This window comes from Saonia flava (assembly GCF_011927795.1).
GTDB lineage: Bacteria > Bacteroidota > Bacteroidia > Flavobacteriales > Flavobacteriaceae > Saonia > Saonia flava.
Genome location: NZ_JAATJJ010000001.1, coordinates 2,759,720 through 2,773,624 on the forward strand (window position 1 = coordinate 2,759,720; position 13,905 = coordinate 2,773,624).

Here is a 13,905-nt window from a genome sequence, read left to right on the forward strand (position 1 = left end):
ATGAGTTTAATCAAACCCCTTATTTTACGCTATTTGTGGCCTATTTCTATAAAAACCGTGTACGGAATCGTGTACTCTGGTTAAACATATTTTGATATGCTAATATATGGAATTTAGCAATGCATTTACTGCAATGAAAATTCTTGTTTTTTTAACCATTTTATGGAATATATTTTGTTATTAAATGAAGTAACGCCAAAAGTCTTTATTTTGGATGTTCACTTTGCCGAATTCTACCAACTCTTAGTTAAGTGGAGGGGTAGTCGAATCCACCGAAGTTCAGCCGTTGATTTATACTTATATTTGGGTACGGCACTATACCACAATAAATTATAGTCATCTTAAGTTTGAAACTGATTAATTTACATGTATAAATCAGAAAGAACAAAAGAGAGGATTAAGGTTAGTATATACGGTGAAGCTTGAGACTTCGACAACATTGATAATCCCCTCTCTTTTCTACTTAAATTTCGTTCAGTTCTGTGAGACGTTGATCTCGATTTCAAGTTGTTGAAAGCCAAGTAGAAAGTCCTTTCATAAATACAATTCTTATGAATAAAAGTACAGAATTTTTTGGAATAGACATCAGTAAAGATGTCTTTGATGTTTTTAGTTTGGAGACAGGATATAATCAGTTTACAAACAATAAAAAGGGATTTAAACAATTCATTAAAAAACTATCAAAAGACAGTTTGGTGGTCATGGAAGCTACGGGTTACTACCACTATTGTTTAGCACAATATTTATATGAGAAAGGCTATGCTGTTTCGGTAGTAAATCCTTTATCGGTAAAGCGATTTATCCAGATGAAATTGTCGAAGGTAAAAACAGATAAAAGTGATGCAAAATCTATCTGTGAATATGCCTGTAACAATGAAGTGCCACTTTATACAGCAAAAGACAAAAACCAATCGGAATGTTTGCAGTTATTACGTTTAATGGATACTTATGTAAAGCATCGTACCGCTATGAAGAACAAATTGGACGGGGAACAGGTTTTAGGTATTCCTTCAAAAGCAGTGTATCGTTCATTGAGCAGAACCGTAAAGCAGTTGAATAAGGAGCTGGCACTTCTGGAAGCCCGATTAATAACTTTGGTAAAAGAGGAACAACAGGAACAGTTAAGGCTTTTAAAAACCATTCCAGGAATTGGAGAAAAAGCGGCGATTTTATTGGTTGTATTCACAGATGGTTTTTCCAAGTTTGAAAACTCGAGACAGCTTTGCAGCTATGCTGGTATTACACCTACCATAAGGCAATCGGGCAGTAGTGTAAGAGGACGAAGTCGGATAAGCAAAATAGGGAACAAGAAATTAAGGAATCAATTGTTTTTGAGCAGTTTTACAGCTTGTCAATACAACAAAGCATGTAGAGAACTATTTGAGCGTATTGTGGCACAGGGGAAAAGTAAAAAGCTGGCTTTGTTAGCGGTTTGCAATAAACTGTTAAAACAGGCATTTGCAATTGCTAAATCGGGAATTCCATACAACGAGAACTTTGTTTCAAAAATGGCTTAAAAAGATTTGTTTTTTAGCTCAGTTCTTTGTTGTAGGTAGTTATTCATTCAACCACTCTTTAGCTTTATAAACTTGATTATCATTTTCCAAATTTACATTATGTTGAAATTTAATATTTTCATTTACACCAACTTTGTTATCATACCTGTTTTTATTTCTATCAATAAATACATCTTGAGAGATAACTATTACTAATTCATCATCAATTTTATCGTAGCCATTTCCAGTAGTATAACCTGCTGTTTCTTCTCCTATGAAAACTGTATTATTTCTACCCTTAAAAGCAATAGCGACTAATTCTCCCGAACTTATTGTATATCTGCTTAATAAAACCGCTACTTTTTCATTAGTTTTTATTTCGGGAAGACTATCCATTTCACAAACTAATCTACCATAATTAAAAAATTGTCCATTTTCAATAGTAAAATCACGTATTTCGTTGTTTTTGTTTATTGCACCAGCAACAAAGCCTTCTCCAATTAATGGTGCTAATCCTGAAATCATTGGTTCCATATTTCCACCTCCATTAAATCTTAAATCTACAATCCATTTATCTACTCCTTTTGATTTTAAGTCAATAAGTCCCTGACGAATAAAATCGGACTGCTCTTTGACATCTCCTGGACCAATACCAACAATTCTTAAATAACCGATTCCATTGTCCAAAAGTTTGTACGAAAACTTTGCCGAAACATCATTTATCACAGTATTAACAAATTTAGAATTTCTATTGCTCTCTTCTGATATTTTACCGTTATAACTCACAATGATTGAGTTGTCCTTTGCGGAGCGAAAATGTCCGTGTTTATCTCCCAAACTATTGATTAGGTATTGCAAACCTTCCCTCAGGTCTTCTGTCTTTTCTTTATCCTTTGTTAACGCTATATATTTAGTATTTACTTCATTCCAATTTACCTTATCTCCATACAGAGATGTTTCTTTTGCTTTTAAAACAATTGGATGATAAGTGACTTCTTTTTCATTTATCAAATTCAGGACAAACTCCATTTGTGTGTCCTTTTGGTTTAAATAATCCTCATAAGTCTGAGTTACTTCGTAATCGGGAATAATACCTCTGTTATAAATTTGGTTTGATTTTTTTGGAACATCTTGCTCTAAATTAACAGCATAGAAAATTGTTTCTATTTTAGATTCTGGCAAGATATAGCCCAAAGGTGTATGCCCATTATGTCCATAATAACCACCCATAGTTTCTTCGCCAATTACTACTGAATTTTCGTTTCCTGCTACCATTGCTGCAAATAAACTACCAGCAGATGCCACTCTCGGACTTATTAACAAATATATAGTTCCATTGAACACATTTTTATTGGGCATTCGTATTTTGTGGTCGTTGCTTGTTTCGTCTTGATAAAATATACCATCTACCTCTTTTGGGAATTCTTTTTGAAATTCTCTATTATACTTGCCAACACCAAAGGGTCTAAAAATCCTTGGCACTTTGGTATAAGCGTATTTAAGGTAGGGTATTTTTTTAAAACTAACCCAAGCTTGTTTATTCTCTTGGAAATTACGATTGGTTAAATAAGAATAGGTAATCAAATCATTTGGGTCGTCTCCGCCACCGTTATAGCGAACATCTACAATTAATTTGTTTATTTTCTTTTGCTTAATATCTGTAAATATGCTGTCTAAAAACGCAGCATATTGCAAATGCATTGGGTCTTTTTCATTTCCCAAACCAAAATCATTTACGGTTAAAATGGCGGTATTGGTATTGATTATTTTATAATCATACACTTCATCTTCTTTCCAATCTTTATAATTAACATAATCAAAAGGTCTTGAATATCTCTTGCTTACATTTTTAGTATAGCTTTTGTGAGATATGCTTTTAAGGGTTGTTGATTTTGTTTCATTTGAATTATTAGGGCTGTAAGTAACTGTAAATTGATTGACAAGTCCATAATGATTACGATAGAGTTTACCAAAGTTGGGCTCAAGAACTATTCGTTTTCCTGTTGTGTTAACACCATCGGTAGTGTAGTATTTATAGAGGTTTGGTATAATATCTTCTATTTTATTATTGTTGATGGCAATAATTTCCGCACCCAATGGAATTTCTCCTTCGGCATAATTTACAATCCATTTCTTTTCTATATATCTTAATGGATAAGGGAAATAGCCATTAGTCTCCTCTTTTAGACTTTTTGTATATTTCTTTGGAAAACGCGTGCTGTTGTGCGAACTACCTTCAAAGTCGGTCAATTGGCAAATGATGTTATAAAAATGTAGATAAGTAGATGATTTGCCAATTTGCTCATCAGCCCAGTTGTAAATACTATCTATTTCTTGTTTTGTTCGGTATTTATATAACCCTGAATTGGCACTTTCTCTTGTTTGTTTGAATACCTCTAAGTCTTTCCTCATTTTTTCTTGCGAAAAAGCATCATCAATGGATTGTGCACACGAGGTAATTGGAAAAAATGCAAGTAAAAGATATATATAAAATGTTTTCATCACTGATATTATTTTTATCAAATATAGTTTTGTAAAATAATAAAGACTTGTATAATATTGGCTTTCTATACTAAACTCTCCTGATATTTTAAGGGTGAAATTCCCACAAATCGTTTAAATGTTTTTGAATAGTGAGACATATCGGTAAAGTTATACAGGTAGGCTATTGTAGTAAGTTCTGAGGTTGAGTTAATTAATTTTTTACTAGAAAATATTTTTCTCATCAAAACATAGTTCATAGGTGTCATGCCAGTTGATGCCTTAAATTTCTTGACAAATCCAAATTTGTTAATGTTTGCCAGTTTTGATAAATTATCAAGACTGAATTTATCATAAATATGGCTTTCAATATACTCATTGATTTGATTGAAATTTTGATATTTTATTTCTGAATATTCTTTCTTATACTCTTCGGAATAAGACCTTAAAAGCTCAAGAAATTTTGAGAGATGATGCTGGATGATTACGTCATCTTTGGTGTCTAGTGCATCTTTTACTTTTAAGAACAGTTTGTTTACTTTGTTGCTGGTTATTTGCCTATTGCTAAATTTTATGCTTTTTCCGCCTAAAATAGTTTTTACTACTTCATTTGGGATGTAAATAGTATCAAACTTGAGGTAAGAATTATTGTCAATGAGTGGGTTAGCATGTATTTCAAAGGGATTTGTAATTGAGATACTTCCGGATTCGGTAAAAAGACTGTTGTCCTCAAAATCAATTTGTTCAACACCTTCGTGAATAAGTGAGATACAAAACGTATTATGAAAATGTTTAGGAAAACTGGTAGTTTGGTTTTCTATAGTTATATATTCTACATTATTAAATGACATTATTCTCTTCTGTACTCAATTACCTACAACTTTAGGGCTAAACGTAGTTCAGCTATGAGAATGAAGATACGATAAAAAGGTTGTACAATGCCATGATAGTCAGCTACCTATTAAATCATGGCATTGTTCTGGCCAAGATACTGAAGGTATCGCAAGGCTACCTTTTTATAAGTATAGGGAATTCGAGGAGTTGGACCAAATTACTTTTAGCTGCCGATGTGTTGCGTTGGGGCTCGAAGCCTGCCTATGGCGATCTTCAATAGGGATGTATTACGTGTAATTTGGTTTAGTCCTAAAGATGGTATTGCATTTACTTTAAGATGTGGAGCAACGCAGTTGCACAGATTAAAGTTCGCCATGGGCGAATGCAACGGTGAGTATATGAAGCGTAGCATCCCGCAGGGTGCTATGATTACATATACAGTGTTATCATCTTTTTCTTTTATTCACTTTTGTACTGTTTCGGAATCCATTGTTTGTTGGTTTTTCCATCTTCAAAACGAGAATAGCAACCTCTGTCATACATAAATTTCGAAGGGTCTTTTATCATTTCATTTAAAAATTCGAAAAAACTATTTCCCAATATTGTTTCTTCCCATCCATCGTGGTCTGCATAGTATACTTTGCCTTGATAGAAGATAAAATAGTTTCCTGACTGTGAAATTTCACCGAAGGCAATACCTTCTTTCTGAAAATCATAAAGTTCATTGGATTCCATTCCTTCATAGTCATATTGCCAAGCCTCATTTTCGTCATCCAATTTATGAATTGGGAATAATTCTATTTTTGGTTGATTGTTTTGACAGTACATTTTTACCCCATTCATTATTGAATAGAATTCAACAATTTCTTCATTTCCATTTTTAACCAATTTTCGAAGTTTATTGAGTTCATCTGCCGATGCCGATTCGTTTTTTGTATGGTATACTTGAACATTCAGATTTAATGTCTCTGATTCATCGTTACAATCGAAACATTGAAAATTGGGATTTTTATGATTTATATGTTCTAAGAATTCTTTCATTTTTCTAATTGATGATAACGGTCGGGCTAAGCGTAGTGCGGAAGCAAGGAAACTTTTCGTTTCCGTCTGCCGACGTAGCTAAAGCTTATTGTTTTGCTTTTTCTTTTTTTGTCCAAAGCTAAATCCATAAGATTTAGCGACTTAGTAAATATACACAGACCTTTGGTTTTAGCCCTTAATTCCGCATTACGTTTAGGTATTGTTAGCAAACGTATTTATTCCTTAGGAGTGTATTTCTCTAGCCATTCCTTATCGTACCAAAACTTATGATTAGGCGGCACAATTCCATTTATCATTTCTATAATTGGACTTAAGTCCTTCTGGTAGTAATTCCGAAGGTGAATTTTTCGCGTGGTTTCTTGTTTGGTAAAATCAAGTCTAATCTGAACTCCGTCCCGAATTCCAGGACTGGTATAGTCCGTTTTAAGCTCATAGACATTTATTCTTTCTATCTTCTTAATTGAGTCAGCCGGTAATTTGTCTGTTTTGAATACTGGCTCGGAACCTTTTTTAGGATTATAGACAAAGAGACTGTCATTTGTCAGTCTGAAAATCCGCTCTTCTCCAGAACCGTTATACCAATCAAATTCAATAATGAATGGTTTAAATTCAGGCATTTTAAAAGTCCGACTTTCCGATTGAGTTTTTATCGTTTTTTGTTCTGTATTTTTTGAATCTTTTTGTTTACAAGATATGATGAGCAACGTGAAAAATAATATTTGAAATATGGCTCTATTCATATGTTTGCTAACGGTTGGGCTAAGCGTAGTGCGGAGGCAAGGAAAGTTTTCGTTTCCGTCCACGCACGAAGCTAAAGCTTATTGTTTGGTTTTATTTTTTCTATTCTAAAGCTAAATCCATAAGATTTAGCGACTTCATAAATATACACAGACCTTTCGGTTTTGCCCTAAAGCCCACATTACGTTTAGGTATTGTTGTAGCCAGTTTTTTCCGCACTGTGTTTACCCCACGCCATAACTTGTACTCCGCCTGAGTATTGAACTTTATCAGGTTTTCCTTTGATTAAATCCCTAAATCTGGCGTAATTCAATTCAAGTTTATGTAATTCAAGTCCATTTATTTCCCATTCTAAATGATGAATTTCAAATGTATTGATTGACTTTTCAGTATCTTGGAAAAGAGCATATCTTTCTGTCAGCCATTTGTCCAATTCCGATTTCTCACTAATTCTTTCCCCAATTTTAAATCCCAATTTCAAGTAGTCATTAAATCCCGAGTTTGCAGATACGTATTCGTTTTCCGTTCTCTTCATTTTTGAATATCGGTAAGGGAGTTCAGACATTCCTTTTGCAATTTTACAAGACAAATTTTTTCCGCCTTCAATGCTCAAAAAATACACTCCAGTTTTGTTATTTGATTTTATATAAGTTCGGATATTAATTTCATCAAAATCCGAAATCGGTTGGAACGCAGGCAGGTTTTTCGGTCTTATCTTTTCCATAGTAAAAGCAACAACCGAAATCCAAGGTTTTCCGTTAAAAAGGTCAATCTCAAGTTCCTTTGGGACAAACTTTTTCAATTCGGATAATTCCACTTCCCAATGAAGAAATATTGCATTATTCCATTCTTGATAAAATTTCCAACTTTCATTTGGGATTTTCCAAGGTCTGTGTTCTGTCTTATTTAATATCTCTCGGATTGTCATTTCTCTAATTGGCTACAACGGTGAGTATAACAAGTGTTGCCATCCCGCAGGGTGGCTATGATTTGTTATACATTGTTAGCCTTTCGTTATTTTTCATCTACTTTTATAAATTCGTACCTGTTTTCACTTAGGTTAAGAACGATGTGATAATTTCCTTCTTCAATTAGAATATTATCACCATCTGTTTCTGCTGTACCATTTGGAAAAGAAGTTCCGCCCCAATTCTGATTCCAACTGTCTCTACATCGAAATTTAACTGTTCCCTTTTTTAAGTATAAATCTACTTCCCAAATGCTATTTTCTATATCTGTTTGAATTAAAGGAGTTGATTTTGCACCAACATCATCATAGCCATTAATAGATGTTCCAATAATTCCAACATCCTGATATAACAACTTTACATTAGGATAATAGGTTTTTATTAATTTCATAATTGATAATCCATCTGCGTAATAATTTGAAGCTGTAGACAGATAACTAATTTTATAACTTCTTAAGGTTTTTAAAATCACCTGAAATCGAGAAGTCCTTACCAAATCATATAGAGTACTGTAATCATCTTGACTATAATAATTATCAATTCCATTTACGTTTACTATTTCATTAAAATTCCAACTTGGCTCTGCAATACCTATTTCATAAAATAAAGGATTAATGCGGTCTACAAGTCCCAAATCCATTTTCTTATTAATTAAATTAACATAACTTGTTATCTGTTTAGACAATTCATTTTGTTTAGGATTGTTAATGTTATACTTTAGATTTGATATGTGATGATTAGTTTCGGATATATAATTATTGATATCCTCAACGGCTAAATAACCTAAAATATGGGGTAGTAATTCGATTGGAAAACTCTCTGGTTTAATCAATAAGGTGTCGATAAGTTTTATTTGTTCATCAATACGATTTTCATAAGCATTAAATGCTTCAGTATCATTTTTAACTGCATTGTAAAACTGCTCTAAAACGATTTCAAATTCTGCGTCTTGTTTTTGTTTTTCGTTCCAATTATTTACTTGTAAGGCGATAAGAATTCCAATTACAACCAAAACTATTTCACCAACGGCATATTTGAAATACTTTACATTTTTACCCTTTGAAATTAAATTTTGTCTTATTCTTCTAAAGAATTTTATCATTTGGTTTATGGTTGGTTTTAATGAAGGCTAACGTTGCGGCTAAGCGTAGTGCGGTAGTAAGGAAACTTTTCGTTTCCGTCTGCGCACGAAGCTAAAGCTTATTGTTTTGCTTTTTCTTTTTTTGTTCCAAAGCTAAATCCATAAGATTTAGCGACATTATAAATATACACAGACCTTTCGATTTAGCCCTAAAGTCCGCATTACGTTTAGGTTTTGTTACCTGCTGGCTTTTTTTTCATTCATTTCATTACATATTAAAGTAAAGAACTCTTGTGTTTTTTTAAGAGCAAATTCCGTAAAACTTTTACTAATGCTTATTCCAGATTCATTTTCTTCCGTTATTCCATAATAGGCTAATTCATCATATTTATCACATATGTTAAAAATAGCTTTGTTGTCATTTGAAAATGTACCATCTGAATGTGCTAAAACATTTCTTATTTTATTAAAATCAATAATATTATTCCATATTTCTGTTTCAAAACATTTAGATATATCACAAACCTTTTTCAGATAAGTAGAGCTTCGATAAATACCATTTCCGCCAATATCTTTTATTGATAAGTTGTACTCATTTAAGTTTTCAAGATTTTTGCAAATTTGCTCTAAAGATTTTTCTGTGAGGAAGTAAATACTTAAAAATATAGATTTCCATAATATATTTGGAAACATTGCTTCATATTGCATTTTTTTTCCGAACCTGTCATTTATAATTTCTATCTCTTCTGCGTCCTCAAAGGATTTCAATTTAGAAGTTAAAAAAAGACTAGTTTCTGAAATTAGGTCTTCAAAATGAAACAATTCATCAAATAGGCCGTGATTGAAAAAGAAATGATAAGTGTATTCGTAATCTATAATTTTTTGAATTTCAGGGTCTCTTGTCATTTTTTAGAGCTTGCAGGTAACGGCTAGGCTAAGCGTAGTGCGGAGGCAAGGAAACTTTTTGTTTCCGTCTGCCGACGCAGCTAAAGCTTATTGTTTTGCTTTTTCTTTTTTTGTTCAAAGCTAAATCCATAAGATTTAGCGACTTTATAAATATACACAGACCTTAGATTTTAGCCCTAAAGTCCGCATTACGTTTAGGTTTTGTTATCTGCTGGCTTTTCCGCTCAGCTATTTTTTACGTAATTCCTCCACCTGAGTTTTTAAAACGTTATTCCAAAACTCAAATTGTCCGTAAAATTCTAGACAATCGTCCAATGTTTTAAGTCCATTTAATTTTGGCAAAATATCAATTTCAAAATCAGTCTTAAGTTCGTTTGTAAAGTCCGACAAGTCCGTTTTTCCGGTTAACTTATATCCAAGCCAACCATCTTTTCGGTATTTATGTTCACGTCTGTTATCCTTAAGATAAGTATCTTCTCTTAGCGGTACTGCCAAGTCAAAATAAGTTGCTTTTTTTCTATTTGGGTCTTTCATTTTTTCAGTAAGTCCGACTCCGATATTGAAACAAAAACTTAGTTCTTCTTTGCTATTCCATTGCGAGTTTTGTAGATTAATTAGAATAAAAAAATCATCGATTATTTTCCACCAAGTCTGTCCAGAAGTTCTGAATCCTTCTTCTTTCAATTTTGGTTTCAAGTAACTCCCGATAAACTCTTTTTGTTTTTCTTTTGCGTTCATTTTTTAGCTTGCAGATAACGGCTCGGCTATGATTAGTGCGGGGCGGAAATCCAGCGGATTTCCAGTCTCGCGCTAAGCAAAAGCTTTTGGTTTTGTTTTTTCTTTTTTGGTTCGAAAGCAAAATCCCAAAGATTTTGCGACCTCATAAATATACACAGACCTTACGAATAAGCCCGAAGTCCGGATTAATTATAGGTATTGTTGTGTGTAGTTTTTATTCCCCAATTTTTGATTTTTCCAGTTTCCTTTTAATCAGATATTTTATGAAATTCAACAAAAGTAGTGCTGGTAAATACATAAAAAATCCAACCACTAGAAAAGTATATGCAGTGCCAGCCAAAAGGCTGTCAAAATTAAAGTCCGCCCAATTCCAAGTCCATGCTAAAAGGATTAACAGCAGTCCAATTACCCCTTGTATTTTTAGAGACTTATTTATAGTCTGAATCAGCTTGGTGAAACTAAATGAGCTTACAAGTCCGTTTTTGAATGCATTCCATAATATTGGAAGTCCCAACAGTAGAATGACTAAAATGGCAACAATTTCAATATCAGGAACAATCATTTTTATCGACTCTACAAATTACACACAACGGTTGGGCTAAGCGTAGTGCGGAGGCAAGGAAACGTTGAGTTTCCGTCTGCGCACTAAGCTAAAGCTTATTGTTTAGTTTTATTTTTTCTTGTCCAAAGCTAAATCCATAAGATTTAGCGACTTCATAAATATACAAGAACCTCTCGGTTTTGCCCTAAAGCCCGCATTACGTTTAGGCATTGTTGTGTGCAGTATTTTATGCGTTTATAATCTTTCTTATCAATGCAATTTGCCCTAAATGATAATAACTGTGTTCTATCATTCCTTCAATATTCCGTAGATAATCTCCGTATTTTTCATCCACAAAATCCTCATTCAGTTGCTCTTCGGGCATTTTTTCTATTAATTCCGCAAGTTTTTCCGTGTCGTTCCAAAACTTTTTTTGAAACACTTCCCATTCTGTTTGAGATTCAATGGCTGGAAAGTCGAAACTGTATTTATCTCTAATTTCAAGTTTTCCATTATCAAATACATTTTTTATTCCGACTACAAAATAATGGACATGTTGAGCTAATATTGAAATTGTATTTAGAGATTCAACTCTTTTCGTTGCAATTTTCCAATCTAAATTTTCTATTTGGTCTTTAATATTTGTGTTTGCAATCCATGTTCCGTTTAGAATTACTTCTCGAAGTCGGCTTGCCAATTGTTTACTTTTTGTCATTTCGGATTGGTTTTGCCATATTGCACACAACGTTTATGTATATGGAAAGTTGCGGGTTTGCGTGCGAGGATTTTCCGAAGGAAAATCAGACGTAGCAAACGTGCAACGACCTTTGTTTTAGTACAACACCAGCAATTTTTTATATACGTTGTTGGCGGTTCGTTTTTTACAATTCCTTAAAATGGTTTGTATTCCTTAAGTTCGACATCAGGATAATCTTCCGCTATTATATTTTCCATTTCAGCCGTTATTTTATTCAGTCGGTTATAAGGAAGCATTATTCTTTTAGTAAAAAATAATAAGTCAGTAAGAAGGTTAGCAAATTCTCGGTCTTTTAGAAGTTCTTTAGGTGAATTCTTGAAAGGGGAAGAAAGTTTTGAAGTCTTAAGTCCGTCAAAGTTTTGACTTGTTCGCAATGTAGTTCTGTCAATACGAGTGTTCAAATATGGTCGAAGTTCTTGATTGACATAATTAATTTGTAATTGCTCGAATTGTAATAATTTTTCTTGGTCAGAATTCATTTCTTTAAACTTTCTTTTTAGAGTTTCAGATGATACCAAACTGATTTCTCCAGAATTTGTAAGAGCTTTATACTCGGTTGTCGGTGTTGCTGCCAACCATAGCCAAGTTAATTTGTGAATATTAAGTTCAGTTTGTTCTTCGGTTAATTCAATTTCAGGATTTCGTATTGCATCGAGTAATTCCTCTGCAGCTTTAATTACTTCTCCCATTCTTTTGGCTCCATATTTATAATGGAATTTATAAACTGCAACTTCAGTTCCGATTCTCTCGACTATTATTTTCTCTTTTTCAGTATTCTGTGGCTTTTCCGAACACGAATTAATTAATAAAGTAACAGTTAATAATATGACTAAATTTAGAATTAGTCTGGACGAAACCATAGAATTTTTCTTCATAAAATTAGAGTTAATTTTTATCCTGATTAGTTTTTTACTTTTTTAAATGCTTTGTCCAAAGGTCAATAGGTTGGTATCTGGATCAAGTAATGAGAATTCCTTTTGTCCCCAAGGTTTTGATTCCAATTTCCCATTTGGGTGTATTTTTATTTTATCGTCTAATAATGTTTGGTAAAAATCGTCGATACTATTAATCCTAATATAAACTTGTCCGTAATTTTCTTTAGGGTTAAGTTCTTTAAATTCAAAGAAATGAATTTCTATTTTATCTTTTCGAACCATTAAATATGCTTCATAATCGCCTATTTCTTTAAATCCTAACTTATCTATATAAAATGCTTTGGTAACATTTTTGTCACGCATTGGTAATTTCGGAATGATATCAGTTAGCATAATTTCGCGATTAGTATTTGTAATTTGATTTTAAATTGTTGCGTATTCTTAAATGACCGCCAACGGTCTTGGCTATGGTTTCGTTGCGGAATGGTTCGGAAGAACTATTCCCCCGTAAACCAAAGTTAGCAAATACGCGGGAATTTCCGAGAGGAAATTCCGCCGCAATGAACTATAGCCGTTGTTGTGCACTGGCTTTTATTTTTTCTTTTATTCGGTCAAATTTCTTTTCTCCGAGTTCATTTTTTATTAGTTCAGAATTCCGTTCCACCAAGTTTTTAAATGTCAGATATTCAGTTTCTTTTTTATTCCAAAATTCAGTCGGTAAACCCGAAATTGAAACAAGTAAATCGCCTTCGTAAAAGTCGCCTTCAGTCAATATATTCTGTTCAAGTTTCTCGAGTGCAATTCCAATTATGTGTTCAGTTCCGATATGTTGAGAAATCAAAAGTCTTAATTGTTCGTTGGTTAATTCTCCAATTTTTATTTTCCGATAACGATGGCATTTTTCGACTAAACTTGTCGGAAACTCGGAAAGTTCATTCCAATAATCGTTTTCTAACTGTTCTATAGATTTTAAATTAATTTTCATTCCAAACTTGTTTGAATTCCGATTCAGTGATTTCAAATTCCGAGAATTCATTTAAGTCCAATTCTTGGTCTCCAAGTCCACCAAATTCATCTTCTAATTTTGAATGTTCGTATTTCAGTACTTTTCCGTTTTGATAAACTTCGATTTGTTTGGTTGGAAATCCAGATTTATCAGTTTCAAAGTACCAGATGGAAGTTCCCCAATTATCAAACTCATCTCCACGAGTTTCGTCCCATTTTCTTTTATAGTACTTCATTTTTCAGCTTGTGCACAACGGTCTCGGCTATGAGTAGTTGCGTGGGTTAGCACTTAACTTTGCAAGTACACACCAAACTGAAAATCCGCGAGGATTTTCAGAAGTAGGCGAGGACAAGCAATTACTTATAGCCATCTTAAGTTTGAAACTGATTAATTTACATGTATAAATCAGAAAGAACAAAAGAGAGGATTAAGGTCAATATAGC

Annotated in this window: 15 protein-coding genes; 1 reads left to right on the plus strand and 14 read right to left on the minus strand. The window is 33.1% G+C overall.

The genetic code is table 11. The features are described from left to right. The first annotated feature begins 551 nt into the window (after positions 1-551). Complete coding sequence (locus GGR42_RS12030) at positions 552-1,517, plus strand: IS110 family RNA-guided transposase (protein ID WP_167964239.1); 966 nt, start codon at positions 552-554, stop codon at positions 1,515-1,517. A gap of 39 nt (positions 1,518-1,556) precedes the next feature. Here GGR42_RS12030 and GGR42_RS12035 read toward each other — a convergent pair whose 3' ends face one another. The 14 genes from GGR42_RS12035 to GGR42_RS12100 all read right to left on the minus strand — a co-directional run bounded on the left by GGR42_RS12035 (position 1,557) and on the right by GGR42_RS12100 (position 13,697). Continuing rightward, positions 1,557-3,998 (minus strand): S41 family peptidase, encoded by a 2,442-nt coding sequence (locus tag GGR42_RS12035; protein WP_167964241.1) that lies wholly within the window; start codon positions 3,996-3,998, stop codon positions 1,557-1,559. Between the two features lie 65 nt (positions 3,999-4,063). Continuing rightward, complete coding sequence (locus tag GGR42_RS12040; protein WP_167964243.1) at positions 4,064-4,828, minus strand: AraC family transcriptional regulator; 765 nt, start codon at positions 4,826-4,828, stop codon at positions 4,064-4,066. Positions 4,829-5,270: 442 nt separating this feature from the next. Further along, on the minus strand, positions 5,271-5,852 hold the full coding sequence (locus GGR42_RS12045) for an SMI1/KNR4 family protein (RefSeq protein ID WP_167964245.1): 582 nt from the start codon (positions 5,850-5,852) through the stop codon (positions 5,271-5,273). A gap of 215 nt (positions 5,853-6,067) precedes the next feature. Then, entirely contained in the window at positions 6,068-6,592 is a 525-nt protein-coding gene (locus GGR42_RS12050) for a hypothetical protein (RefSeq protein WP_167964247.1), read from the minus strand. 185 nt (positions 6,593-6,777) lie between these two features. After that, on the minus strand, positions 6,778-7,518 hold the full coding sequence (locus GGR42_RS12055; RefSeq protein ID WP_167964249.1) for a YqjF family protein: 741 nt from the start codon (positions 7,516-7,518) through the stop codon (positions 6,778-6,780). Positions 7,519-7,604: 86 nt separating this feature from the next. After that, a complete protein-coding gene (locus GGR42_RS12060; RefSeq protein ID WP_167959103.1) occupies positions 7,605-8,660 on the minus strand; it encodes a DUF6090 family protein in 1,056 nt (351 codons plus the stop codon). 216 nt (positions 8,661-8,876) lie between these two features. Beyond that, entirely contained in the window at positions 8,877-9,545 is a 669-nt protein-coding gene (locus GGR42_RS12065; protein ID WP_167964251.1) for a hypothetical protein, read from the minus strand. 228 nt (positions 9,546-9,773) lie between these two features. Further along, complete coding sequence (locus GGR42_RS12070; protein WP_167964253.1) at positions 9,774-10,283, minus strand: DUF4304 domain-containing protein; 510 nt, start codon at positions 10,281-10,283, stop codon at positions 9,774-9,776. A gap of 214 nt (positions 10,284-10,497) precedes the next feature. Next, positions 10,498-10,845: a hypothetical protein gene (locus GGR42_RS12075; protein WP_167964255.1), complete on the minus strand. Its 348-nt coding sequence runs from the start codon at positions 10,843-10,845 to the stop codon at positions 10,498-10,500. A 226-nt stretch (positions 10,846-11,071) separates the two neighbouring features. Continuing rightward, positions 11,072-11,539 (minus strand): DUF1572 domain-containing protein, encoded by a 468-nt coding sequence (locus GGR42_RS12080; protein ID WP_167964257.1) that lies wholly within the window; start codon positions 11,537-11,539, stop codon positions 11,072-11,074. Positions 11,540-11,715: 176 nt separating this feature from the next. After that, a complete protein-coding gene (locus tag GGR42_RS12085) occupies positions 11,716-12,456 on the minus strand; it encodes a hypothetical protein (RefSeq protein ID WP_167964259.1) in 741 nt (246 codons plus the stop codon). 42 nt (positions 12,457-12,498) lie between these two features. Then, positions 12,499-12,873 carry a bleomycin resistance protein gene (locus GGR42_RS12090; RefSeq protein WP_317169693.1) on the minus strand — a complete coding sequence of 125 codons (375 nt, stop codon included), beginning with the start codon at positions 12,871-12,873 and terminating at the stop codon, positions 12,499-12,501. A gap of 148 nt (positions 12,874-13,021) precedes the next feature. After that, positions 13,022-13,441, minus strand: a complete 420-nt coding sequence (locus tag GGR42_RS12095) for a contact-dependent growth inhibition system immunity protein (RefSeq protein ID WP_209023962.1) — start codon at positions 13,439-13,441, stop codon at positions 13,022-13,024. Continuing rightward, entirely contained in the window at positions 13,431-13,697 is a 267-nt protein-coding gene (locus GGR42_RS12100) for a hypothetical protein (protein ID WP_167964263.1), read from the minus strand. Before GGR42_RS12100 ends, GGR42_RS12095 begins: the two co-directional genes overlap by 11 nt. Positions 13,698-13,905 lie beyond the last annotated feature (208 nt).

What these genes read in the sequence shown, in the direction of transcription:
- GGR42_RS12030 (WP_167964239.1), top strand. Translation starts at nt 552, where the DNA reads ATGAATAAAAGTACAGAATTTTTTGGAATAGACATCAGTAAAGATGTC.
- GGR42_RS12035 (WP_167964241.1), bottom strand. Translation starts at nt 3,998, where the DNA reads ATGAAAACATTTTATATATATCTTTTACTTGCATTTTTTCCAATTACC.
- GGR42_RS12040 (WP_167964243.1), bottom strand. Translation starts at nt 4,828, where the DNA reads ATGTCATTTAATAATGTAGAATATATAACTATAGAAAACCAAACTACC.
- GGR42_RS12045 (WP_167964245.1), bottom strand. Translation starts at nt 5,852, where the DNA reads ATGAAAGAATTCTTAGAACATATAAATCATAAAAATCCCAATTTTCAA.
- GGR42_RS12050 (WP_167964247.1), bottom strand. Translation starts at nt 6,592, where the DNA reads ATGAATAGAGCCATATTTCAAATATTATTTTTCACGTTGCTCATCATA.
- GGR42_RS12055 (WP_167964249.1), bottom strand. Translation starts at nt 7,518, where the DNA reads ATGACAATCCGAGAGATATTAAATAAGACAGAACACAGACCTTGGAAA.
- GGR42_RS12060 (WP_167959103.1), bottom strand. Translation starts at nt 8,660, where the DNA reads ATGATAAAATTCTTTAGAAGAATAAGACAAAATTTAATTTCAAAGGGT.
- GGR42_RS12065 (WP_167964251.1), bottom strand. Translation starts at nt 9,545, where the DNA reads ATGACAAGAGACCCTGAAATTCAAAAAATTATAGATTACGAATACACT.
- GGR42_RS12070 (WP_167964253.1), bottom strand. Translation starts at nt 10,283, where the DNA reads ATGAACGCAAAAGAAAAACAAAAAGAGTTTATCGGGAGTTACTTGAAA.
- GGR42_RS12075 (WP_167964255.1), bottom strand. Translation starts at nt 10,845, where the DNA reads ATGATTGTTCCTGATATTGAAATTGTTGCCATTTTAGTCATTCTACTG.
- GGR42_RS12080 (WP_167964257.1), bottom strand. Translation starts at nt 11,539, where the DNA reads ATGACAAAAAGTAAACAATTGGCAAGCCGACTTCGAGAAGTAATTCTA.
- GGR42_RS12085 (WP_167964259.1), bottom strand. Translation starts at nt 12,456, where the DNA reads ATGAAGAAAAATTCTATGGTTTCGTCCAGACTAATTCTAAATTTAGTC.
- GGR42_RS12095 (WP_209023962.1), bottom strand. Translation starts at nt 13,441, where the DNA reads ATGAAAATTAATTTAAAATCTATAGAACAGTTAGAAAACGATTATTGG.
- GGR42_RS12100 (WP_167964263.1), bottom strand. Translation starts at nt 13,697, where the DNA reads ATGAAGTACTATAAAAGAAAATGGGACGAAACTCGTGGAGATGAGTTT.